Raw genomic sequence first — 21,613 nt, 5'->3', positions numbered from 1 at the left:
ACTCATTCTCTGCTACCCTATTCTCTAACTCAACTCATTCTAATCGCTTTATACACACTCTTGTGTATTTCTAAGCTGTTCTTATCGTATTACAATTCAGTATTTTTTGTCAATGATAAATCGGGCCTCAATACGACGGCTTTTTCTAAATATACATGTCTGATCTGATCCTGAGGGACATCTGTCTGGACCGTCATCATGACTCTTATGCACTTTTTTAGACCGCCTGTTACGTCCATTTCCTGCATACATGTTACCGGTACATACTGCCATCCTGAAAGCTCGCGAACAGCTTTTGCCGGGAAAACAGAGTGCAAATCAGGTGTAGCCGAAAGAAGCATTTGAACAACATCTTCCGGTTTTGTTTGATTTTCTTCTATGATTTTCTCTAACAGCTGTTTTGTTTTTTGTAAAATTTCTTCTTCGGTATCCCGTTCAACTGTAGTTGCTCCGCGAATTCCGCGAATCATCATGATGTCTCCTCCAATCGCCATTTGTTCAGCCAGCTCTCAAGTTCATTTCTTGAAAATGTGTGATCAGCAACTTTCCCTAATTCGTTGAGCACAATAAACTGAATCTTCCCGCCTCGGGTTTTCTTATCATTCATCATACGGTCCAAGAGAACCGAAGTTTCCGTCTCTTTTCTGATTTGAGTTGGATAACCCAAACGTTTTAGCCAGCTGACCAAACGTTTTCTGTCCATTTCACAGCCTGCAGTCTTTTCGCTTATATATAAAGCAAACTGCATTCCGAGGGCTACTGCATCACCGTGAGTGATTTGCCCGTAGCCATATTCCGCCTCAACGGCATGGCCGAGCGTATGCCCAAAGTTTAAGTAAGCTCTTATCCCCTCTTCTTTTTCATCCTGCTGAACAACAGACGCTTTAATTGAAATGCCTTTAAAAATCATGTCATTCAGCTGATCATTAGTGATATCACGAAGTGAGCGGACATTCAGCAGCTCTTCCAGAAACGCTCTGTCGTAGATAAAAGCGTGTTTAATCACTTCTGCCATTCCGGACCGAAGTTCTTTTTCAGGCAGAGAACGCAGGAAATCTGTATCGTAGAGCACGGCTTTCGGCTGGTAAAACGCACCGATTAGATTTTTTCCAAGCGGATGGTTCACAGCTACTTTTCCTCCGACTGCGCTGTCATGCGCCAAGAGAGTCGTAGGCATTTGGATGAAATCAATGCCGCGCATAAAAGTGGCAGCCACAAAACCGGCAAGATCCCCTACAACACCGCCACCGAATGCGATGATACAAGAGGAGCGATCCAGATGAAAACGAATCGCTTCACTCTGCAATTTCGTATACATGTCCATGGATTTCGCCTGCTCTCCACTCGGTACCGTCACTTTTTTCACAGGCCACTTTTCTTGCAGCAAATGAAGCATTTCATCGCCATACAGGCGGTCCACCTCTTCATCCGTAACAAGCATGATCCTTGTTAAAGGCCTGTTTAAGGAGGTTAATAGATCGCAAGCCTTTTTTCTGATGCCTTGTCCGATAAAAACAGGATACGATGAAGAAGCAGTTTGAACATGCAGTGTCTTCATTAAAATTCCCTCGACAGTTTTCTCATATTCTCCACATTTTCTCTAATGCGGTCGATTTGATCTAAGCCGAATTGTTCAACGACTGCGTTCGCAATTTCCCAAGCGACAGCCGCTTCAGCTACTACACTTGCCGCAGGAACAGCACAGCTGTCAGAACGTTCAATGCTGGCGGAAAACGGTTCTTTCGTTTCAATATCGACACTTTTCAGCGGTTTATACAAAGTCGGAATCGGCTTCATGACTCCGCGGACAACAATCGGCATCCCTGTTGTCATGCCGCCTTCCAGTCCTCCAAGTCTGTTGGTGGCACGCGTGTAGCCTTTTTCCTCGTCCCAAATGATCTCGTCATGGACTTCACTTCCATTTCGGCCCGCCGCCTCAAATCCGATCCCGAATTCAACACCTTTAAATGCGTTAATTGACAGTACAGCTGCAGCAAGCTTGCTGTCCAGTTTGCGGTCATAATGGACATAGCTGCCCACACCTACTGGCATTCCCTCGACAATGACTTCCACAATTCCGCCGATCGAATCTCCGTTTGCCTTCGCTTCATCAATGGCATCCATCATTTTTTTGCCTGCCTCTTCATCGTAGCATCTGACAGGAGACTCCTCCGTTACACGCTGCAGGTCTTCAATTGACGTATATGCTGTTTTTTCAGCTTTAACTGCGCCAATTTGCAACACGTGGCCCGCCACCTTAATGCCGAGCTCAGAAAGAATCTTTTTAGCAACAGCCCCTGCCGCCACTCTGACAGTTGTTTCCCTTGCTGAAGAGCGCTCAAGCACATTTCTCATATCACGATGATTATATTTAATCGCGCCATTTAAGTCAGCGTGCCCAGGTCTCGGTCTGGAAATTTGGCGCTTCATTTCCTTCTCTTCATCTTCTGTAATCGGAGCGGCACCCATGATTTTTGTCCAATGCTTCCAATCGTTATTTTCAACAACGAGAGCAATTGGTGAGCCGAGTGTACGTGCATGGCGCACCCCACTCATAATTTTGGCCTGGTCTTTTTCGATCTGCATGCGACGGCCGCGGCCGTGGCCTTTTTGGCGTCTGGCAAGCTCAAAATTGATATCTTCCTCCTGTATGTAAAGCCCGGCAGGCACACCTTCAATAATGGTTGTCAGTTGGGGGCCGTGTGATTCTCCGGCTGTTAAATATCTCATGACTTCTTCTCCCTTCATCGCATTAACGCTTTTAAGTAAGACTACTATAACATATTTTTCAGCAAAAAGTCAGTCTATCTTTTTTGATAAAAGAATGTATCGGCTGGAGCCAGGCCGAATTTCTCAGGGTTGAAGATTTGCTCGGTGCTGCCGACAAAAAGAACTCCATTCTTTTTCAAGCTATTTGCCATTTTTAAATAAAGCTCTTCCTTCGCGCTTTCTGTAAAGTAAATAAATACATTGCGGCACACGATTAAGTCAAAGTCTTGTTCATAACGATCCGCCAGCAGATTGTGCTTTTTGAATGTAATATTCTTTTTGATTCCCGGTTTTACTTCATAACTTCCATTTGCGTTTTGAGTAAAATAACGATCCTTTACTGATAACGGCACTTCCTGTAAAGACCGCTCCTGATAGACACCTTTTTTCGCTTTTTCTAATGCTTTTTCATCAATATCCGTTGCCAAAATCTGATAGCCCGGAAGACCTTTTTGCTGGTCCAAAAGCATGGCAAGCGTGTATGGCTCCTCCCCCGTTGAGCAGGCGGCACTCCAAATCTTTAAAGGTCTAGAGGTCTTGATTAACGGCAGAATTGCAGTCTCAAGAACTTCCCATCTTTTATAATTACGATAAAATTCTGAAACATTGATCGTCATTCTGTCCAATGTTTCATTTAAGAGAGCTTGATCCTTTTCCAATGCCGCTGCAAAGTCCTTAAAGCTTTGGAACCCCTTTTTCTCATAAAGTGATGTTAGCCTTCTCTTCATTTGTGACTCTTTATATAGTGTCAAATCGACTCCGGTTAATTGTTTCCATTTCGTTGTAAAAACGCTGTATGTATCCATCTCTACTCTCCCAGTCTCGCTGTCTTTTTGTCCTAGTATAGCTTGTTTTATCAGGAAATTGTATTAATTCAATAAAAAAATCAGCTTTTCAGCTGATTTTAGATCATTGGGAAAGGCAGAGGCCTGATGCACACTGCCATTGAACCCTTTATTCACTTTAATGTAAACCTTTACAAAACAGTTCAAAAACCGGCGGCGTTCAATAATGCCGGCTCTGTTACATATTTTCACAATGATTAATAGATCCAGCCTGCCATAAGCTGCTGATATGACACTAATTCTTCATTCTTAAAGAAAATGTTAATCTCGCGTTCTGCACTTTCGAGAGAATCAGAGCCGTGGATGATGTTTTTCCCGACAAACATGCCATAATCTCCCCGAATCGTACCAGGTAAAGCTTCTTTAGGATTTGTCTTTCCGATCAGCTGTCTCGTCACTTCAATGACATTTTCGCCTTCCCACACCATTGCGAATACAGGTCCTGAAGTAATAAACTCAACGAGCTCTCCGAAGAAAGGCTTCCCTTGATGTTCGGCGTAGTGTTTCTCAGCCATTTGTTCAGTCACTCTCATTAACTTGGCACCAGCTAATTGTAAGCCCTTACGTTCGAATCTAGATAAAATGTCCCCAATGAGCTGACGTTGGACACCGTCTGGTTTCACCATGATAAAAGTCTTTTCCATCATATTCTCCACCCCATCATTATGTATGTATAGGCTTTCACACTGCACACCGAAATCGTAACATCTTTCTGATAATTAATCAATCCGGGGCGGAGAAATTTCTTAATATCTACAAAAATTAAAATTTTCTTTTACCGATATATTTTGCGATGGCTGCAAGAGACGAGCGCGCGCGACCTCTGGGAAGCGTATTTAATTTCTGGAAAGCTTTCTGCAAATACATTTCGCTTACTGCCATAGATGCTTCAATGGCATCCGTTTTTTTGATTTCTTCAATGATTGGTTCAAGCTGTTCCTGCGTTGTCTCACTGTTAATCAATTTAAGCTGGTTCTTTAATGCTGGATTTTTCAGGGCATACAGCACTGGCAATGTGACGTTCCCTTGAAGCAAATCTCCTCCAACGGGTTTGCCCAGCTCTTCTTCAGTTGAAGTGAAATCAAGAATATCATCAATAATTTGGTAAGACATACCGACGTAATATCCAAACCAGTACAGCGCCTTATGAATCTTCTCATCAGCGCCAGACGCAATGGCACCGAGCTGGCAGCTGACCGCGATCAAGAGAGCCGTTTTTCTTTTAATACGGCGGAGATATGTTCTGAGATTTTGTTCCATGTTGTATTTGTCTTTGATCTGCTCGATTTCTCCTAGACAAACTTCAACGATCGTCTGCGATAAAATTCTATGGGCTTTCGGTTCGTTAATTCTCGTCATCATTTCAAGAGATCCCGCAAGCATATAATCGCCTGTGTACATCGCAATACGATTGTCCCACTTTGCTTTGATTGTCGGTTTCCCTCGGCGAAGCTCCGCATCATCAATGACATCATCATGAACCAGAGATGCCATGTGAATCATTTCCAGAGTGACAGCCACATATTTAATCTTATTAATATCGTAATCGCCAAACATGCCTGAAAGCAGTACGAAAACAGGCCGAATACGTTTCCCTCCGGCCTGCAGCAGGTGAAGCCCCGCCTCGCTTAAAAGCGGATAATCGGAACGTACGGTTTGTTCAAGTTCTCTTTCGATTACATCAATATCGTCATTTAAAAAAGAGTAGGCCATTTTAAATTTCATATCATTCACCCAAACATCTGTGTTTTCATTTCCATCCGATATGCGTGGCAGCGACTCCGCCAGTAAACGAATGATATTTAACATTTTTTAGGCCCGCCTCTTCAAACAGGCCTGCCAGTTCCTTCATTCCAGGGAATTCTCTGGCTGATTCTTGAAGCCAAGAATATTCTTTATAGCTCTTCGCAAACAGTTTTCCGAAAAACGGCATAATGTACTTAAAGTACATAAAGTAAGCCTGTCTGAATCCGAACATTTCCGGTTGAGACGTTTCCAGACATACAACCTGGCCGCCCGGCTTCACTACACGTCTCATCTCTTTCAATACAGTTAAGTAATCAGGGACGTTGCGGAGTCCGAAGCCAATGGTGACATAATCAAATGTATCATCATCAAAAGGAAGCTCCATCGCATTTCCATGCAGCAGTTCGATTTGGCTGAATCCGCCGTCTTTTACTTTCTGCTGGCCGACACTCAGCATATTTTCACTGAAATCCAAGCCCTTGATCTCGCCGCTTTTGCCGGCCGCTTTCGCAAGAGCGATCGTCCAGTCAGCCGTTCCGCAGCATACATCGAGTGCTTTGGCGCCTTCTTTTACATCCATGATGCGCATCGTTTTATCGCGCCATTTTTTATGCTGCTGAAAACTGATGACAGAGTTCATTTGGTCATAGTTTTTATATATTTTTTCAAATACTCCGTGTACGCGCTGTTCTTTTGAGTCCTGCATAATGGTTTACCCTTCTTCCACTTTCTGATGATAGGTTTGATCTTGGCTGATTGTCTTCAGACGGTTTAATAAAATGTTCTGAATAGGAGAATTTAGAGGCAAAAGTGACTCAACGCTGTTTTTCGCTTTTTTAAAACAATCTTCTAATATCTCTTCTTTTGTTTTTCCAAGCTGTATAAAACTGCCGATCACATCCAGAAATGTATCATTCCCGTTCATAAGCCGCTTAAATACAAAAAAATCACTCGACAGCTTTTTCCAGCGCGGAAGGTTGAAGTGTTCTGCCACACGATGGAATAAAGCTGATTCAACGATGCCGACACTTTCGAAAAAATCGTTTTCGTCCTTGAAAGAACGGTCATATAGGCGAATTTTATGTTCATTGATTTCTTTGATAGCTGTAGCAAGCGTCCGAATCATGTAGATATCCTTCATTTCAGATAGTAAAGAGTAGTACAGCCCGCTGAAATAATCGCCCGCGAGAACAGTCAATTGGCGGTTTTTGTTTTCGTCTCGTTTTATGACTCTAGCTGTCGTCACTTCATCATGGGTATCAAGGGCGCTTTGTACAAGCATCGCTGTTACAATATAATTTTCTCTGTCGTTGTTTTTTATGTCTGCTTCTTCAAATAAAGCATGAAAAAGAAGAAGCTTATCCTCATCAATTTTCGGCGCAGAAATATGCTTCGCTAAATAAGGATGAGACAGCTTTTGTTTTAATTTTGTGTTCAAATTGGCTAAAGTTCCGTAGATGTCTTGCAAAAATATCACCCTTGTCCCCAAATTCACATTTATTTCTTAATCTATGTAAGAGTCTTATCTTTTCATTCGCTTACGCAGATATCATTATAGCATAAAAAAAAGAAATTGGCTGTATCCTCCCGCTGTTTGCGAGCATTTGCTTTTAACAGCGGGGACAGCCAGCTTATTTTTTTTCGCTTTTCATTTCTCCGTACGCGGTTTGAATCAGTGCCTCTCCTCTGACTTTGATGGCAGAAGTATGTTCTGTAAACTGAGCGATGATCACTTCTCCCTTGTCGAGTTTTTCGGAATGGTGAAACTTTGTGTCTGTTCCTCTTGTCAGGCCGATCACATTTACTCCATCCTCAACCGCTTTAATGACGACAAAATCACTTGAATGCTTTTGATTCATTTATAGCACCCTCTATCTTTATTAGTCCTGACGTTTAATATGCTCCAGTACTTCTGCACGGGCAGCGGCATCATCTTTAAAAACGCCTCTGACTGCTGAAGTGACAGTTTTCGCACCCGGTTTTCTTACACCGCGCATCGTCATGCACATGTGTTCTGCTTCAACCACAACCATTACGCCATGCGGGTCAAGCGTTTGTACGATGCTTTCCGCGATTGTCGAAGTGATGCGTTCCTGAAGCTGCGGACGCTTTGCAACGGCTTCAACGGCACGTGCCAGCTTGCTGAGTCCGGTGACCTTTCCGCCTCGCGGTATATATGCAACATGTGCTTTTCCATAAAAGGGAACCAGGTGATGCTCACACATAGAATGAAACGCGATATCTTTTACAAGAACAAGCTCCTCATGGTTTTCACCGAAGATAGTCTGGAAATGTTCTTTTGGATCTTCATTCAAGCCGGAGAATACTTCGGCATACATCTTTGCGACTCTTTTCGGAGTATCAAGAAGCCCTTCTCTATTCGGGTCTTCTCCGATCGCTTCTAAAATTTGACGAACAGCTTGTTCGATTTGCTCTTTATTAACTTCTTTCATGTTCTATGTCCTCCACCAATGAATACATTTAATTTCGATTCTAGCACACATGCCCCGCTAAAAGCAAAGTGAATGCCCTGTCAGGAAGCCCATGCTCTTGAAATATGAAAAGCCCCTTAGAAAGGGGCTTTTCTGTGAAGAAATAAAGTGTATGTAAGCTAGATGCATACACGATCTATATTCACAATTATTTTCCGGCAACTGCGTCTTTAAGCGCTTTACCTGGTTTGAAAGCAGGTACTTTGCTTGCAGGAATTTCGATTTCTTCACCTGTTTGAGGGTTGCGTCCTTTACGTGCAGAACGTTCACGCACCTCGAAGTTACCAAAACCGATCAGTTGGATTTTATCACCGTTTTTAAGTGCATCTAAGATCGTATCAAAAACAGAGTCAACTGCTTTTGTAGCGTCTTTTTTAGACAATTCGCTTGCTTCTGCAACCGCATTGATAAGTTCTGTTTTGTTCATGCCTTTCACCTCCTCCCAAAAGGAATACATTCAGTTCGTTTATTATCATTTCTTCACAGTTCAGTCTGATTCTAAACCTGTCTCAGAAAAAAATAAGAGCAGGCAAGAGAAAGACAATTAAACGGCTTTTTAAGAAAAACTGCACTCTGAGGAATGTTTGTCCAACAAAGTGAAGAATTTCTGTATGTAGAGTAACACATATAAAAAGCCATATCAAGCATTTTAAAGCGTCAATCCCTTGCTCGTCAAGGATTTAACGTGATTTATCGAACAAATATTCCTTTTTTTACTTTTTTCATCCTATTCCTTGATCCTTTTCCATTATTAAGAGCAAAGAAAAAAGACCTCCCATTCTATAAAGAGGTCTACCGGTATTACAGGATAATGGCGATTAAGCCGCCAGAGCCTTCGTTTATGATTCTTTCTAACGTTTCTTTTAATTTATACCGTGCGTTTTCAGGCATGAGTGACAGCTTCGCCTGAATCCCTTCTCTCACAATTGAGCTCAGTGACCTTCCGAATATATCGGAATTCCAAATGGAGAGCGGATCATCCTCAAAGTCCTGCATTAAATAACGTACAAGCTCTTCACTTTGTTTTTCCGTTCCAATAATCGGGGCGAATTCGCTTTCGACGTCGACTTTGATCATATGGATCGACGGAGCGACAGCTTTCAGCCTCACACCGAATCGCGAGCCCTGTCTTATAATTTCCGGCTCATCAAGACTCATATCAGCTAAAGCAGGCGCTGCGATGCCGTATCCCGTCTGTTTGACCATTTTTAAGGCCTCAGACACTTGATCATATTCTGTTTTCGCATGGGCGAAGTCTTGCATGAGCTCAAGCAGATGGTCTCTTCCTCTGATTTCAACGCCCACAACTTCTTTCAGGATTTGATCATATAGATGATCAGGCGCGTACAAATCAATTTCTGCCACCCCTTGGCCCAGCTCAATTCCGGCTAAGCCGGCACTTTCAATGAACTCAAACTCGCTAAATTGGCCGACAACCCTGTCTACGTCCCGGAGCCGTTTAATATCCTTAACCGTTTCCTTCACAGACTCCTGATAGCTTTCACGCAGCCAATGGTTTTCTTTCAGCACCATTACCCAGCTTGGGAGATTGACATTCACTTCAAGCACCGGAAACTCGTAGAGGGCCTCTCTGAGCACACTCAGCACATCTGATTCCCGCATGCTCTCTACACTCATTGCCAATACCGGGATATCATATTTTTCGCTTAAATCCTGGCGCATAGCCTCCGTTTCCGGGTGATACGGCCTGACTGAGTTGATGACCATAATAAAGGGTTTGCCAACCTCTTTCAGCTCTTCAATGACTCTTTCTTCAGCCTCTATATAGTCACTTCTGGCGATATCTCCAATGGTGCCGTCTGTCGTAATGACAACTCCTATGGTCGAGTGTTCTTGAATGACTTTTCGTGTGCCGATTTCAGCAGCCTCATGAAATGGGATCGGTTCTTCGTACCAAGGCGTGTTGATCATCCGCGGCCCGTTTTCATCTTCATACCCTTTAGCGCCGGGCACTGTGTAACCTACACAATCTACTAATCTTATATTCACATCGAGTCCGTCTGACACATGAACAGACATCGCCTGATTCGGAACAAATTTAGGCTCTGTAGTCATAATTGTTTTGCCGGCTGCGCTTTGCGGCAGTTCATCCTGCGCTCGGGCCCGGTCTGCTTCGTTACTGATATTCGGGAGCACCACAAGCTCCATAAATTTTTTAATAAACGTGGATTTTCCTGTACGGACAGCACCTACGACTCCTAAGTATATATCGCCTCCTGTTCGTTCAGCGATATCCTTGAAAATATCGACCTTTTCCAAGTGATCCCCTCCCGGACTTCCTATCCTTATCAATTTTATTAAGCTCTTTCAATCAAACACAGGACACTATATGTGTATGACGTTGTCCTATTTGAATATGACATCTTTAGAAAATTTCTCATCCTCAATCTATTAAAGTATAAAAAAACCTTTCTCCCTATTTGTATGCAAGGGAGAAAGGTTCATTCCTTTTTCATATCATTTTCTAAAAAAACAGGTTCCTGCTTGTCATTTACCGTATATTTCACAGAAAACGCAGGGACAAAGGGGGTTTCTTGCCAAATTATATCCTGGATTTCAGTCCCGGGTTTAAACGTTTTTTTGCTTTTTTTGAGATAAGAAGCCAGCTCAGTCCGGTAATCGGCATATATTTCTCCGTCTCCGTCAATCATAAGCGGCAAGGAATCCCCTGAGATTGGGCTTGTCACTGTAAGAGAGCTTCCATCCCTCAGCTTCTTCTCATCGAGTGTAAATAAATCATGAGATAGCACATCCTTGTAAGGCGGATATTGATGCTCCTGACGGTACATTTGGATACGCAATTTCACATCGCGAATTTTTTCAGCCATCTTCAGATCAATTAATTTAACAGTCGGATCGTTCTCTACGTCAACAAGCACGTATTGATAGTCTCCCCCGCTTTCATATGCCGTACTCGGAGGTTCAGCTATGTATCTTGGCGCTAACCGGTTAAAGTCTATCGGATATTTTTGATATAGCGGAGTCGACATATCTTTGGTTTGAATTGGAAGCAGCCCTCCATTTGCCTTTTGAAATTCATCAACAGCAGACTGAACCTGCTGCAGCTGGTCTTGATAAGGAATGGCATGCACACTGCTTTTCCGTTCATTCGGATACAAACAACCGGATAAAAACACGACTGCCGCAAAAATGATAGCGCACTTCAGTTTACCCATACAGCACTTCCTTTTACAGCTTTATTCATTGACAGGGCCGCTAAAAACCACGACAAACACAATAATTCCAGATATGAGCATACACATGTAAGCGAATGATGAAATCGTAATCTTCAAAAAACGGTTTTGGCACTTAAAGCGACTGAAATAGATGGAAGCGACAGCCAGAAACATCAAACCCATGGACCCTAGAGCAAACCACATTTTCATCAATGCCAGATTCAATGACGTGCGCCTCCCCGATATGTATGATGTAAGCGTTATATTTTATTTTAATATACAGCAACGGAAAAGATCAACCAGATTTTCCATCCTTTGATAGAACAAAAAAACTGAAGCAAAGAGGGGGACCTTCGCTTCAGTCAACTTGACTATATTCACCTGCACGTTTAAGAAACACTCTCTTGGACTTCGATGCTATAGTATGCGACTTGGCATACAGATGCATCCTCTATTGCCTAAATCGGCAAAATGTTTCAGGAGATCCCAAGACTTGGGTATTCTTCTGTTTTTCGGGCTTTCGTTCAATTAAGATATGCGATTCACTATACGATTGACACTTTTACTTCACTTGATTCTCAAACGTATTTACCAAATCCTCCATCTCGTGGGTTTTCCCTCTCGCCATTAAAGATTCAACAGCGGTTTCCACTTTTTGTCCGTTGAATAGAACCTGATGGAGCGCCTCTGTAATCGGCATTTTGACATCATATTTCTTCGAAAGCTGGTAAGCCGCTTTCGTCGTGCGGACGCCTTCGACTACCATTCCCATCTCTTCAAGAACGTCCTCAAGCTTGTACCCTTTTCCGAGCAAATTGCCTGCACGCCAGTTTCTTGAATGAACACTTGTGCATGTCACAATTAGATCGCCTACTCCTGTCAATCCAGAGAACGTCAAGGGATTCCCGCCCATTTTCGTTCCAAGTCTCGCGATTTCGGCAAGTCCGCGTGTAATCAAGGCAGCTTTGGCGTTGTCGCCGTACCCTAAACCGTCTGTAATTCCTGCAGCAAGGGCGATAATATTTTTTAAAGCCCCTCCGATTTCAACTCCGATAACGTCAGGATTTGTGTACACCCGAAAATTATGATTAATAAATAAATCCTGCACCTCTTCCGCTGCTTTCATGCTTTTTGAAGATGCAGTAACAGTTGTGGGGTGCCGCAGCCCTACTTCTTCCGCATGACTCGGACCGGAAAGGACAACGATATCTTTTCTGACATCACTCGGAAGCTCTACTTCCATAATTTCAGAAATGCGCAGGAGTGAATCCGGCTCTATCCCCTTGCTGACATGGACAAAGACTGCCTTTTTCGTTATAAAAGGGACAGCCTGCCTCAGCACTTCCCGAATCGCTTTTGTCGGAACCGCAACGATAATGACATCTGCGTCTGAAACAGCCTCTTTCATATCTGTTGTTCCTTTAATGGATGTAGACAGCTTAACATTCGGCAAATAATCCTTGTTTTCATGCAACTCATTAATTTGATGAATTAAATCTGCACGGTGAGCCCACACACACACTTCATTTCCATTATCAGTTAGAACTAAAGCCAGTGCTGTTCCCCAACTCCCCGCTCCAAGCATTGTGACTTTTTTCATGTTTGATTCACACCTTTTTATTTTCTAGCTCTTGCAAATATTTTGATTGGTGTCCCCTCAAAACCGAACGCGTCTCTGATTCGGTTTTCTAAAAACCGTTCGTATGAAAAATGCATCAATTCCGGATCATTTACAAACACAACGAAGCTTGGCGGCTTCACCGACACTTGGGTCGCATAGTAAATTTTCAAACGCGAACCGTTATGAGTCGGTGTCGGATTCATTGCCACAGCATCCATGATGACATCATTTAAGACGTTCGTTTGAACTCGAAGTGAATGATTTTCACTTGCTTTGATAATTGCAGGCATCAGCGTATGAATCCGTTTTTTCGTTAAGGCAGACATAAATAGGATTGGCGCATAATCCAGAAATTGAAAATGATCGCGAATATTTTCTTCAAATTCTTTCATCGTGCTCTCATCTTTGTCAACAGCATCCCATTTGTTTACGACGATTACGACGGCCTTGCCCGCTTCGTGTGCATAACCGGCGATACGCTTGTCCTGTTCAATAATGCCTTCTTCGCCATCAAGCACAACCGCCACGACTTCTGAGCGGTCAATCGCTTTCAGCGCCCGCAGTACACTATACTTCTCAGTCGTTTCATAGACTTTCCCTTTTTTTCGCATACCTGCAGTATCGACAATGACAAACTCCTGCTGGTTGTAAGTAAATGACGTATCAACAGCATCTCTTGTCGTTCCAGCCACGTTGCTGACAATAACGCGTTCTTCGCCAAGCATGGCGTTCACAAGTGAGGACTTTCCGACATTCGGACGTCCGATCAGACAGAATTGAACAACTTCCTCATTGTATTTCGTTTCTGGAATGTTTTTAAAATGCTCTGCAACGGCATCCAGTAAATCACCCAGTCCGAGTCCGTGTGTTCCCGAAATTGGATATGGCTCGCCAAAGCCTAGCGAATAAAAATCATAAATATTCGCTCTCATTTCTGTGTTATCCAGTTTATTAACCGCTAAAACAACAGGCTTTTTTGTGCGGTACAAAATTTTCGCTACTTCTTCATCAGCAGCTGTCACGCCTTCACGGCCGTTCACCATAAAAACGATCACGTCCGCTTCATCCATGGCGATTTCAGCCTGCTGGCGAATTTGAGCTAAGAACGGCTCATCACCGATATCAATACCGCCCGTATCAATCAAATTAAAATCATAATTCAGCCATTCAGCCGAGCTGTATATCCGATCCCTTGTCACGCCAGGGGTATCTTCTACTATTGAAATTCTTTCTCCCGCAATCCGGTTAAAGATTGTGGATTTTCCTACATTTGGTCTCCCGACAATGGCTACGACAGGTTTACCCATAGTACCCTTCCTTTCGATCCAGCCGCTTTCATTTTTACATAAATTTTCAACCGGTTATTAAAATCATTTCATTCACTTTTATGAAAAGAAACCCTTCAGAGGAAGGGCTTAACTCATTTATTATATCAGTTTTTACCGGGATCACAACTATTCTTAAAAATGTTTCACGATCAAATACACGTCATCTCCGATTCTATGCGCTATTCCATCAAGGATCGCCTCAAGATTTTTAGCGAAAAGCTCCATCTCCTTTTGGTCATTGCAAAAAAAGACAGGCGCTCCCCCTGCAGCCCGGTTTCGATTTGTCGTAATCACAGACAAAATCACTTTCGTGAGAGATTCACTCATCCTATCACCTTATCCTGATTCTTGATAAATTCTGTCGGCATTCTAATCGCATTTTCCAGGGTTGGAACATTGCTAATAATCTGTACTGCCGTTTCGGGGTGGTGAATTTGCGGCAGAACAAAAACTGCCACTCTCCCGTCATTTAAATCCCGTTTTGCAATTGGGGTCAGAGACGGCTCTCCTGAATCTCGATAAACCCCGAGCACATTGGAAACATCAAATAAAATCGCCTGACGCTGCCCTAAATTGGCTATCGTCGCTGCTGAATTAAAGTTTTTTGGCGTTAAAATAAAGCCCATGCCATGCTTTAAAATCAGCTCCTGTTTCTCTGGAAGCCCGATATTCATCATATAAATATTATCAACAAACAAGCCCGGACCGTCAAAGCGCGGCTTTATGTACTCGATGTCTACAATATCCTTTAACACACTGCCCGACATAAATTTCATGGCCAGTAAGAAACAAACGACAGCCGCTATGACTGCAGCCCAGATGGATAAAAACACATACGCGGAGGTTGTCAGAAGCGCTGTAAAGATCACAATATAATTTCTGCTTTCAAACGCAATGGCAATCCCCTCAATATATGTGCTTCCCCTCGAGACAAGTTCATACGAATCCATTTGCGTCAATGTGTTCCGCTCCATGTTTCGAACATCTCTAAATTGCGTCGCTGCCAACGTTAAAAATGTTATGGCCGTAAATTCCTGCTGCAAAAGCGCCGGCATAATAATTGCACCTAAACCAGCCGCTATCATCCCCAGTGCGATATGAATCACTTTCCCATGAATATAGGTCGGATACTGGCGATAATCCGTTTTCAGCATATAAAGCCTTGTTGCAATACCGGCGATGACCCCCGCAATAATCGGATAGATGTAATCACTCATGACATTTTGGTAGCTCCTTTGTTTGATCTTTTGCTTTTCTGACCAATCTGGCTTGCGAGCTGTTCGTATTTAGATATGCCAAACAGCAATATCATCCCCGCAGAACACGCATTCAGCCATTGAAAGCCGCCGACAGCCAAAGACCCGGCCAACTTCTGAATCACAAATGAATACACCAGTTCGCCTTGGCACATTCCGAGGACAAATAAGGCAAGCTGCTTCTCAAAATCCCTTTCAACAGAAGCTGTCAAAAGCACTATTAATATAACGGCAGCCCACTCAGGTTTTATGATGAACCAAACCGGGTCATATAATGCAAAAAGATAAACAAACGCATACGCGGCAACAAGCGTCAGACAGACTAGAATGTAACGGAAACGATACACTCCCAAATACCCGGCATAGACACACCCGCAAACGAAAAACATCATATAGGCAGCATTAAGGGAAAAATATAAAGCGATGTCATGTATGCTAAGAATAATATTAGTTAAAATAAAGACAGAGACGGCAAATCGTCTTTTTGTCTTTTCGATAATAAATGTTGTCAGAACCCACAGAAACCACATTGACCAATAGTAGTAAAATTGTTCCATTTTACACTTCCTCCATATTCCCAGTATGGAGTCCAAGCGCATTTTTTAAACAATCTATCTCACAATTAAGGAGTATGATCATGGGAAAAGACAGACAGGAAAAAAAACTCAAAGCTTCAGGAAGAGTCGAATCAGACCGCGACCAGTCCATTCACTATGACGGAGCGACAAGCCTTGAACAAAACGGAAGATTCAAAAAACGAAAATCATAATGCAAAAAGCCCAAACCACATATGGTTTTGGGCTTTTATCATTTATCGCACACTATAGCTTGATGTATTGACCCCTCTTTCTGTGAGCCAATGATGGGTTTCACCTTTGATCACAAGAGGCGCCTTTTGTAAATCGGCAATCGAACTGGCGCCCAGCACGGTCATAATCATTTTTAATTCCTCAAGAATCAGCTGAATCTCCTCAAGCAGTCCTTCCTCACCACTGTCAGTCAGCGCTTTTAAAAAATGCCCTGCCATTCCGGTACAAGAGGCTCCCAGCGCAATTGCCTTTGCCACGTCAAGTGCATCCTGCAGGCCGCCAGAGGCGATCATGGTGCTTGCGGGAAACTCAGAGCGGATTTCCGCCAAACTTGCAGCTGTTGAAATGCCCCACGAATTAAAAAAGGTGATTTGCCGCTGCCTTCGGAGATTTTCAATTTTCGAGAAATTCGTCCCCCCATAACCGCCAATGTCAACAGCTGCAGCACCAGCTTCATACAGCTTCCCTGCCGATTCTTTGCTCATACCGAATCCGACTTCTTTCACAATGACTGGCACACTGACATGACTGCAAATTTGTTCAATACGTTCCAGTGCTCCGCTAAAGCTTCTGTCTCCTTCAGGCATCACAATTTCCTGAATCACATTGAGGTGGATCTGCAGTGCGTTTGCTCCAATCATCTCAACTGCTTCCTTTGCCTGAGCAGCCGTTGCCTCGCTTCCCAGGTTGGCAAAAATCAGCCCGTTTGGGTTTTCCTTTCGAACAATTTCATAGGAAAGACGCTCTGATGGATCTTTTAATGCTGACATTTGCGATCCCACAGCAAGGGGAATTCCAGCCTGAGAAGCCGCTCGCGCAAGCGATTTATTAATCTCATATGTAAGTTTTCCGCCGCCGCCAGTCATTGCATTGATAAAAATCGGCGAACTGCTTGAAAGTTCGCCGATTTTTGTGGAAATATCTACTTGTTCTAATGCAAGATCGGGCAGACTGACGTGAACAAACGTAATATCATCAAGACCTGTTTCCCGCTTTTGGCCGGTGGACAAGGCATGATTGATGTGTTGTCTTTTTCGTTCTGCTCGAGTCACGTTTATCACCAGTTATTTTAGTTTATTCAGCTTATCTCCGATCAGATCTCCAAGCTGGAAGCCAGTGCTTGTTTCTTCCTTCGCTTGATATTGACGGTAATCTTCCTGATCAGCTTTAGGCGTTTCTTCAAGTTCACGCATGCTTAATGAAATGCGCTCCTCATTTTCATTCACATCAAGAACCTTCACTTTTACAGTCTGTCCTTCTTCAAGGACTTCATGCGGCGTGCCGATGTGTTTATTGGAAATTTGAGAAATATGAACGAGACCTTCAACACCTGGAAGGATTTCAACAAAGGCACCGAAGCTTACAAGACGCTGTACAGTTCCTTCAAGCACATCGCCAGGCTTCACTTTTTCGCCGATTTGGCTCCAAGGTCCAGGCAGTGTATCTTTGATTGATAATGAAATACGTTCATTATCGCGGTCAACCGATAGCACTTTCACTTTTACTTCTTGTCCCTCTTCAACAACGTCAGACGGTTTCTCTACATGAGAGTGAGAAAGTTGTGAAATGTGCACAAGTCCGTCGATGCCGCCGATATCTACAAACGCGCCAAAGTCAGTCAGGCGCTGCACTTTGCCATCAAGTACACTTCCAACTTCAAGAGACTGAAGAAGTTCCTGTTTTTTATTCGCTTGTTCACTTTCAACAACGGCACGGTGTGAAAGGATCACGCGGTTTTTATCACGGTCAAGCTCTACAACGAGCAGAGACAGTGTTTTTCCTTTATAGTCAGTGAAATCTTCAACGAAATGTGCTTCAACAAGCGATGCCGGAATAAAACCGCGAACGCCGATATCAACGACAAGGCCGCCTTTCACGACATCTTTTACTTCAGCTTCAAACACTTCTTTTGTTTCAAATTTTTTCTCAAGGTCTTCCCAAGCGCGGTCTGCATCAACAGCACGTTTAGATAAAATCAAAGCATCGTCTTCCACTTTTGTTACTTTCAGGTCAAGCTCGTCGTCTACTTTAACAACATCCGATGCTTTCTCTACATGAAGACTTGATAATTCACTGATTGGAATAATACCGGATTGTTTAACATTGATAATTTCTACATCTACATGCTTGTCCTCTACCTTTGTGACAATCCCCTTAACTACATCTCCAACCTCTGGCACTTGAACATCAATTTGATTCATTTCCTCTGTCATTTGAATAACCTCCTTGGTCCAAACCTACACAGCTTAATTAAAACGGTTTGAAAGCTGAACATATAACATGCCCGCTTTTAGCCGAATATGTATTAAAGAATCATCCAAAAAAGTTTTTTGAATGATCAATAAAAAGTTTTATTAGTATTAACTTCTAATAAAAGGACAGGTTTGTCAAGCAATAACATTCTATCATCGTTGAAAAATTCAAAAAAAGTGGCATTTGCCATCCTCAGCGGGACTTTTGCTCCACCGCCTCGAGGATTTTATCAGCTACCTCTTGAATGGAAAGCGATGTCGTGTCGATTTCAAGAGCGTCTTCTGCTTTACGCAGCGGAGATACTTCACGCTCAGAATCAAGCTTGTCTCTTCTTGCAATTTCCTCAATTAATGTTTCGTAGTTGACATCAAAGCCTTTTTTCACATTTTCTTCATAACGGCGTTTCGCTCTCTCTTCAACAGATGCCAAAAGAAAGATTTTCACCTCTGCATTTGGCAGCACGTGAGTTCCAATATCACGACCATCCATGACAACGCCGCCTTTTTCCCCAAGCTGCTGCTGGCGTTTCACCATTTCTTCTCTGACACTTCTATGCTTGGCCGCAATTGAAACCTGGTTGCTGACTTCATCTGTTCTGATCGCCTCAGTTACATCAGTGCCGTTTACAAGCACTTTTTGTCCTTCTTTTGTCGTAATCAGTTCAATGTCAGTCCGCTTTAATAGCTCAGCCAATTTTTCTTCATTTGTCAGCTCAACGTTTTCTTGTAAAGCCGCGTACGTTATCGCCCGGTACATTGCTCCTGTATCAATATATATGTACGATTTTTTCTCAGCCACAATTTTGGCGACAGTGCTTTTCCCTGCAGCTGCCGGTCCGTCGATTGCAATCGATAATTTCTTTTCCATAATTCCTCTCCTTGCTCTTTTCTCCTCTATGGATTGTATCATGAACTTTATGAAAAAGGGTGAAAAATTGATGAATAATTAATGTTTGAACGTTTCAATCCTATTGTTTTCCGCCATTTTATCCACCCCTTCATATTGAATCACTTTTGATACGTATGGTTCAATATGCTGATAGTGAAAAAGAAATTGGACACCAAGTAAAATGATGGCCTGAATGAACACTAATTTGATCAGCAGCCGTTCAAATGTTTTCATTGGAGCACCTCCATTACTAATAGTATGGAAGTGTTTGACGATGTTTATTCCATTCGGGCTTTTCTTCTCTTTTTTAACTGGCGCCGAATGCAGTATTGAAGCAGAGCCTGCTGGTCACTTGCTGCAATTTCTGAATACTCTAAAGTCATTTTGCGTTTTCCTGACTTTGGGTCATCAAAGAGACGTCTGACAACCGCTTCTGTTTCTATTTGACGTGTGTGCTCCTCTTCAGAAAGACAGATGATCAGGCGCAATGATTCCCCGGCTTGAAAAGAACGTCCATCAGCTAAAACCACGGCGATGCCGCCTGCACTAATGTTATAGGATAGTGTGCGGAATTCTTCTTCATTTGCCGGCTGAATTTGCACATCTAATATCGCATCAGTTCTTACATACTGGCGGCGCTGGATTCTTTTCAGTTTTTCACGGGGAGGCACTTCAAGACAGATCATTTGAAGCTTGTCCTTCACTTTGCCTTTTATACGGCTTGTAAAGCGGTAAGGAACTTCGTCTTTCCCCACAAACTCTACCGTTACTTCCATATCATTATGTAAAATCACAGTTCGCCCTGTAACTACATCAACCGGATACGCGATCAAAAGCTCATTGTTTTCGATGCTTACCGCCTTAGTTTTTGCCTTTTTCAATTCATTTTCTTCTATATATTCTAAAAGTACATTTTCTCCAATCTCTATCATTGACTTCACTCTTTCGTATTCATTATACTCACGTTTTTATTAAAGCACGTAATGAAAAAAAGGAAAAGACATTTAGTCCTTTCCTCCTGTTTTTTATAGGTCTTTATATATAGGCTCTGCATTTTTTAATTTTTCAACCTTTTCTTCTGTGCCATCATTGGCATTTATATACATTCTAAATGTGTCATTTTCAATGGTCCCGAGCATTTCATAGCATAACACTTCTTGACCAAGTTCATTTGTAATTAAAGCGAGCCTTGTTTCTCTCACTTGTACATTTTTATTTAATTTAGATTTTGCCTCTGCTTCAGTAATTGCCGGCTTAGGTATAGTTCTTTTTCTGTGGGATGTTAGGAAGTCTCTTGCTGAAAAACCGACAACCTCACCGTCATCCAAGGCCACTTTCATGCGGATTGCCTCCGGGTACATCCGGACTTTATTTTCAACAGGAACATATGAAAATACGCCGATTTTATCATATTGGGCACTTTCATCAATTTCCAAATCATCTGTTTCAAATCCGTTTTTCTTTAAAAATGCGAGCGCTCGGTTCGATCCGTCATTCAAACTGATTTTCTGGTTTTTCACTTCTCTGTTTTGGATCAAATATACCGGATGCCCGCCCTTCTTCGTGATATCCATATAAATCGCTGCTTTATGGTCTGGGTCTTTCATGCTGATGCTATATACATCGCGATTTGTTTTTTTTCCGCTCTTTACCACCTTAATTGAATAATTGTCATCAGGGGCAAAGCGCTCAGCAATTTGTTTTGCTTCCTGTTCGGAAATTTGTTTTCCCTTCAGGTGGCTGAAACCCTTTTCTTCTTTTTTCGTGCTGGTGAAACTTGGGCCAAGGTCAGTGCCGGTGGAGAATGCACCAACATTCTTTTCGACAGTTTTAAAGCTGTTGATAATTGTATTGTCACTTTGTTTTTCGTCTGAAGCCAGTGCCATTTCTACGTCCATCCAGCGAAGGTTTTTGCTCATGACAAGGTGCTGAACATGGCGCAATTCATTTTGGATATCTTCAGACTGCTGATAAAGCTTATTTAGTGATGTATACTCGTTTTTATCAAGCGGCTTCTGGTCCAAATCTCTGACTGACGTTTTATAGCTGAAATCACCGATCTTTGATAATAGCTCTTCCGTTTTATTAAACGGCATTAATGTAAGCGGCAGCTGACTGACGCTGTTATGTGCTTCAGAAGTAATTCTCCACACATCAATCAATGCAGGCGACAGTGATTTTTGGCTGTTCATGGCAAGTGTTGTTCCGATTTTATCATGAAGCTGATCCACCTGATAGGTAAGCTCATGAAACGCCCGCTGATAGTTATTTTCAGCATGAAGAAGAACTGCGTCTTTTTCCTGGTGTTCTTTGTATCCCCAGTAGCCTGTACCGACTATTGCAATACCAAGCACGGCGATTAAAATTCCTCTGATCATTTATCACACCTCTTTTTATGCTTTCTCATAT

At 42.7% G+C, this 21,613-nt stretch carries 26 protein-coding genes; 1 reads left to right on the top strand and 25 read right to left on the bottom strand.

What is annotated here, in order from left to right:
- Positions 1 to 89 precede the first annotated feature (89 nt).
- The 19 genes from aroH to ACQXR1_RS06675 all read right to left on the bottom strand — a co-directional run bounded on the left by aroH (position 90) and on the right by ACQXR1_RS06675 (position 15,811).
- Positions 90 to 473 carry a chorismate mutase gene (gene aroH, locus ACQXR1_RS06765; protein WP_014664409.1) on the bottom strand — a complete coding sequence of 128 codons (384 nt, stop codon included), beginning with the start codon at positions 471 to 473 and terminating at the stop codon, positions 90 to 92.
- Positions 470 to 1,558: a 3-dehydroquinate synthase gene (aroB, locus tag ACQXR1_RS06760; RefSeq protein WP_430771884.1), complete on the bottom strand. Its 1,089-nt coding sequence runs from the start codon at positions 1,556 to 1,558 to the stop codon at positions 470 to 472. Before aroB ends, aroH begins: the two co-directional genes overlap by 4 nt.
- Complete coding sequence (aroC, locus tag ACQXR1_RS06755) at positions 1,558 to 2,730, bottom strand: chorismate synthase (RefSeq protein ID WP_430771883.1); 1,173 nt, start codon at positions 2,728 to 2,730, stop codon at positions 1,558 to 1,560. Before aroC ends, aroB begins: the two co-directional genes overlap by 1 nt.
- Before the next feature lie 74 nt (positions 2,731 to 2,804).
- Complete coding sequence (cheR, locus tag ACQXR1_RS06750; RefSeq protein WP_243572287.1) at positions 2,805 to 3,575, bottom strand: protein-glutamate O-methyltransferase; 771 nt, start codon at positions 3,573 to 3,575, stop codon at positions 2,805 to 2,807.
- A 236-nt stretch (positions 3,576 to 3,811) separates the two neighbouring features.
- Positions 3,812 to 4,261 (bottom strand): nucleoside-diphosphate kinase, encoded by a 450-nt coding sequence (gene ndk, locus ACQXR1_RS06745; protein WP_010886554.1) that lies wholly within the window; start codon positions 4,259 to 4,261, stop codon positions 3,812 to 3,814.
- A 115-nt stretch (positions 4,262 to 4,376) separates the two neighbouring features.
- Positions 4,377 to 5,339 (bottom strand): heptaprenyl diphosphate synthase component II, encoded by a 963-nt coding sequence (gene hepT / locus ACQXR1_RS06740; protein ID WP_003246013.1) that lies wholly within the window; start codon positions 5,337 to 5,339, stop codon positions 4,377 to 4,379.
- Between the two features lie 25 nt (positions 5,340 to 5,364).
- Positions 5,365 to 6,066 (bottom strand): demethylmenaquinone methyltransferase, encoded by a 702-nt coding sequence (gene menG / locus ACQXR1_RS06735; RefSeq protein ID WP_071580461.1) that lies wholly within the window; start codon positions 6,064 to 6,066, stop codon positions 5,365 to 5,367.
- A 6-nt stretch (positions 6,067 to 6,072) separates the two neighbouring features.
- Positions 6,073 to 6,828, bottom strand: coding sequence for a heptaprenyl diphosphate synthase component 1 (hepS, locus tag ACQXR1_RS06730; RefSeq protein ID WP_014664416.1), 756 nt, complete (start codon positions 6,826 to 6,828; stop codon positions 6,073 to 6,075).
- A gap of 163 nt (positions 6,829 to 6,991) precedes the next feature.
- Entirely contained in the window at positions 6,992 to 7,219 is a 228-nt protein-coding gene (gene mtrB, locus ACQXR1_RS06725; protein WP_003230576.1) for a trp RNA-binding attenuation protein MtrB, read from the bottom strand.
- Positions 7,220 to 7,240: 21 nt separating this feature from the next.
- Complete coding sequence (gene folE / locus ACQXR1_RS06720) at positions 7,241 to 7,813, bottom strand: GTP cyclohydrolase I FolE (RefSeq protein ID WP_326273465.1); 573 nt, start codon at positions 7,811 to 7,813, stop codon at positions 7,241 to 7,243.
- A gap of 187 nt (positions 7,814 to 8,000) precedes the next feature.
- Positions 8,001 to 8,279, bottom strand: coding sequence for a non-specific DNA-binding protein Hbs (hbs, locus tag ACQXR1_RS06715; RefSeq protein WP_003153447.1), 279 nt, complete (start codon positions 8,277 to 8,279; stop codon positions 8,001 to 8,003).
- Between the two features lie 374 nt (positions 8,280 to 8,653).
- Positions 8,654 to 10,132 carry a stage IV sporulation protein A gene (gene spoIVA, locus ACQXR1_RS06710; RefSeq protein WP_014664418.1) on the bottom strand — a complete coding sequence of 493 codons (1,479 nt, stop codon included), beginning with the start codon at positions 10,130 to 10,132 and terminating at the stop codon, positions 8,654 to 8,656.
- Between the two features lie 182 nt (positions 10,133 to 10,314).
- Positions 10,315 to 11,049 carry a hypothetical protein gene (locus tag ACQXR1_RS06705; RefSeq protein ID WP_430771882.1) on the bottom strand — a complete coding sequence of 245 codons (735 nt, stop codon included), beginning with the start codon at positions 11,047 to 11,049 and terminating at the stop codon, positions 10,315 to 10,317.
- A gap of 21 nt (positions 11,050 to 11,070) precedes the next feature.
- On the bottom strand, positions 11,071 to 11,274 hold the full coding sequence (locus ACQXR1_RS06700) for a DUF2768 domain-containing protein (RefSeq protein WP_014664420.1): 204 nt from the start codon (positions 11,272 to 11,274) through the stop codon (positions 11,071 to 11,073).
- A 337-nt stretch (positions 11,275 to 11,611) separates the two neighbouring features.
- The gene (locus ACQXR1_RS06695) at positions 11,612 to 12,649 is read right to left on the bottom strand and encodes an NAD(P)H-dependent glycerol-3-phosphate dehydrogenase (protein WP_095431510.1); all 1,038 of its coding nucleotides are present in this window, start codon (positions 12,647 to 12,649) and stop codon (positions 11,612 to 11,614) included.
- Between the two features lie 17 nt (positions 12,650 to 12,666).
- Positions 12,667 to 13,977, bottom strand: a complete 1,311-nt coding sequence (gene der, locus ACQXR1_RS06690) for a ribosome biogenesis GTPase Der (RefSeq protein ID WP_014664422.1) — start codon at positions 13,975 to 13,977, stop codon at positions 12,667 to 12,669.
- A 153-nt stretch (positions 13,978 to 14,130) separates the two neighbouring features.
- Complete coding sequence (locus tag ACQXR1_RS06685) at positions 14,131 to 14,325, bottom strand: capping complex subunit for YIEGIA (protein ID WP_004398137.1); 195 nt, start codon at positions 14,323 to 14,325, stop codon at positions 14,131 to 14,133.
- Positions 14,322 to 15,215, bottom strand: coding sequence for a YIEGIA family protein (locus tag ACQXR1_RS06680; protein WP_014664423.1), 894 nt, complete (start codon positions 15,213 to 15,215; stop codon positions 14,322 to 14,324). Before ACQXR1_RS06680 ends, ACQXR1_RS06685 begins: the two co-directional genes overlap by 4 nt.
- Positions 15,212 to 15,811 carry a YphA family membrane protein gene (locus tag ACQXR1_RS06675; RefSeq protein ID WP_430771881.1) on the bottom strand — a complete coding sequence of 200 codons (600 nt, stop codon included), beginning with the start codon at positions 15,809 to 15,811 and terminating at the stop codon, positions 15,212 to 15,214. The genes ACQXR1_RS06680 and ACQXR1_RS06675 overlap by 4 nt, the downstream gene beginning before the upstream one ends.
- A gap of 80 nt (positions 15,812 to 15,891) precedes the next feature.
- On the opposite strand from ACQXR1_RS06675, the gene ACQXR1_RS06670 reads away from it, so the two are divergent.
- The gene (locus tag ACQXR1_RS06670) at positions 15,892 to 16,023 is read left to right on the top strand and encodes a YpzI family protein (RefSeq protein ID WP_003225499.1); all 132 of its coding nucleotides are present in this window, start codon (positions 15,892 to 15,894) and stop codon (positions 16,021 to 16,023) included.
- Positions 16,024 to 16,065: 42 nt separating this feature from the next.
- On the opposite strand, the gene fni is transcribed toward ACQXR1_RS06670, so the two are convergent.
- The 6 genes from fni to ypeB all read right to left on the bottom strand — a co-directional run bounded on the left by fni (position 16,066) and on the right by ypeB (position 21,582).
- Positions 16,066 to 17,115 carry a type 2 isopentenyl-diphosphate Delta-isomerase gene (gene fni / locus ACQXR1_RS06665; protein ID WP_430771880.1) on the bottom strand — a complete coding sequence of 350 codons (1,050 nt, stop codon included), beginning with the start codon at positions 17,113 to 17,115 and terminating at the stop codon, positions 16,066 to 16,068.
- 12 nt (positions 17,116 to 17,127) lie between these two features.
- Positions 17,128 to 18,276 carry a 30S ribosomal protein S1 gene (gene rpsA, locus ACQXR1_RS06660; protein ID WP_014477197.1) on the bottom strand — a complete coding sequence of 383 codons (1,149 nt, stop codon included), beginning with the start codon at positions 18,274 to 18,276 and terminating at the stop codon, positions 17,128 to 17,130.
- 232 nt (positions 18,277 to 18,508) lie between these two features.
- A complete protein-coding gene (cmk, locus tag ACQXR1_RS06655; RefSeq protein ID WP_040082757.1) occupies positions 18,509 to 19,183 on the bottom strand; it encodes a (d)CMP kinase in 675 nt (224 codons plus the stop codon).
- Between the two features lie 78 nt (positions 19,184 to 19,261).
- Positions 19,262 to 19,438 carry a YpfB family protein gene (locus ACQXR1_RS06650; RefSeq protein WP_052438154.1) on the bottom strand — a complete coding sequence of 59 codons (177 nt, stop codon included), beginning with the start codon at positions 19,436 to 19,438 and terminating at the stop codon, positions 19,262 to 19,264.
- Between the two features lie 44 nt (positions 19,439 to 19,482).
- Positions 19,483 to 20,136: a flagellar brake protein gene (locus ACQXR1_RS06645; protein WP_134975394.1), complete on the bottom strand. Its 654-nt coding sequence runs from the start codon at positions 20,134 to 20,136 to the stop codon at positions 19,483 to 19,485.
- A 93-nt stretch (positions 20,137 to 20,229) separates the two neighbouring features.
- Positions 20,230 to 21,582 (bottom strand): germination protein YpeB, encoded by a 1,353-nt coding sequence (ypeB, locus tag ACQXR1_RS06640; RefSeq protein WP_014664429.1) that lies wholly within the window; start codon positions 21,580 to 21,582, stop codon positions 20,230 to 20,232.
- Between the last annotated feature and the right edge of the window lie 31 nt (positions 21,583 to 21,613).

This window comes from Bacillus sp. ATD (assembly GCF_050585765.1).
Taxonomy (GTDB): Bacteria; Bacillota; Bacilli; order Bacillales; family Bacillaceae; genus Bacillus; species Bacillus stercoris.
This window is presented reverse-complemented; position numbering and strand designations above follow the sequence as displayed.

What these genes read in the sequence shown, in the direction of transcription:
- aroB (WP_430771884.1), bottom strand. Translation starts at nt 1,558, where the DNA reads ATGAAGACACTGCATGTTCAAACTGCTTCTTCATCGTATCCTGTTTTT.
- ACQXR1_RS06650 (WP_052438154.1), bottom strand. Translation starts at nt 19,438, where the DNA reads ATGAAAACATTTGAACGGCTGCTGATCAAATTAGTGTTCATTCAGGCC.
- ypeB (WP_014664429.1), bottom strand. Translation starts at nt 21,582, where the DNA reads ATGATCAGAGGAATTTTAATCGCCGTGCTTGGTATTGCAATAGTCGGT.
- cheR (WP_243572287.1), bottom strand. Translation starts at nt 3,575, where the DNA reads ATGGATACATACAGCGTTTTTACAACGAAATGGAAACAATTAACCGGA.
- ACQXR1_RS06675 (WP_430771881.1), bottom strand. Translation starts at nt 15,811, where the DNA reads ATGGAACAATTTTACTACTATTGGTCAATGTGGTTTCTGTGGGTTCTG.
- hepT (WP_003246013.1), bottom strand. Translation starts at nt 5,339, where the DNA reads ATGAAATTTAAAATGGCCTACTCTTTTTTAAATGACGATATTGATGTA.
- aroC (WP_430771883.1), bottom strand. Translation starts at nt 2,730, where the DNA reads ATGAGATATTTAACAGCCGGAGAATCACACGGCCCCCAACTGACAACC.
- folE (WP_326273465.1), bottom strand. Translation starts at nt 7,813, where the DNA reads ATGAAAGAAGTTAATAAAGAGCAAATCGAACAAGCTGTTCGTCAAATT.
- ACQXR1_RS06680 (WP_014664423.1), bottom strand. Translation starts at nt 15,215, where the DNA reads ATGAGTGATTACATCTATCCGATTATTGCGGGGGTCATCGCCGGTATT.
- ACQXR1_RS06685 (WP_004398137.1), bottom strand. Translation starts at nt 14,325, where the DNA reads ATGAGTGAATCTCTCACGAAAGTGATTTTGTCTGTGATTACGACAAAT.
- ACQXR1_RS06645 (WP_134975394.1), bottom strand. Translation starts at nt 20,136, where the DNA reads ATGATAGAGATTGGAGAAAATGTACTTTTAGAATATATAGAAGAAAAT.
- ndk (WP_010886554.1), bottom strand. Translation starts at nt 4,261, where the DNA reads ATGATGGAAAAGACTTTTATCATGGTGAAACCAGACGGTGTCCAACGT.
- ACQXR1_RS06670 (WP_003225499.1), top strand. Translation starts at nt 15,892, where the DNA reads ATGGGAAAAGACAGACAGGAAAAAAAACTCAAAGCTTCAGGAAGAGTC.
- ACQXR1_RS06705 (WP_430771882.1), bottom strand. Translation starts at nt 11,049, where the DNA reads ATGGGTAAACTGAAGTGCGCTATCATTTTTGCGGCAGTCGTGTTTTTA.
- ACQXR1_RS06695 (WP_095431510.1), bottom strand. Translation starts at nt 12,649, where the DNA reads ATGAAAAAAGTCACAATGCTTGGAGCGGGGAGTTGGGGAACAGCACTG.
- menG (WP_071580461.1), bottom strand. Translation starts at nt 6,066, where the DNA reads ATGCAGGACTCAAAAGAACAGCGCGTACACGGAGTATTTGAAAAAATA.
- rpsA (WP_014477197.1), bottom strand. Translation starts at nt 18,276, where the DNA reads ATGACAGAGGAAATGAATCAAATTGATGTTCAAGTGCCAGAGGTTGGA.
- der (WP_014664422.1), bottom strand. Translation starts at nt 13,977, where the DNA reads ATGGGTAAACCTGTCGTAGCCATTGTCGGGAGACCAAATGTAGGAAAA.
- mtrB (WP_003230576.1), bottom strand. Translation starts at nt 7,219, where the DNA reads ATGAATCAAAAGCATTCAAGTGATTTTGTCGTCATTAAAGCGGTTGAG.
- hbs (WP_003153447.1), bottom strand. Translation starts at nt 8,279, where the DNA reads ATGAACAAAACAGAACTTATCAATGCGGTTGCAGAAGCAAGCGAATTG.
- cmk (WP_040082757.1), bottom strand. Translation starts at nt 19,183, where the DNA reads ATGGAAAAGAAATTATCGATTGCAATCGACGGACCGGCAGCTGCAGGG.
- aroH (WP_014664409.1), bottom strand. Translation starts at nt 473, where the DNA reads ATGATGATTCGCGGAATTCGCGGAGCAACTACAGTTGAACGGGATACC.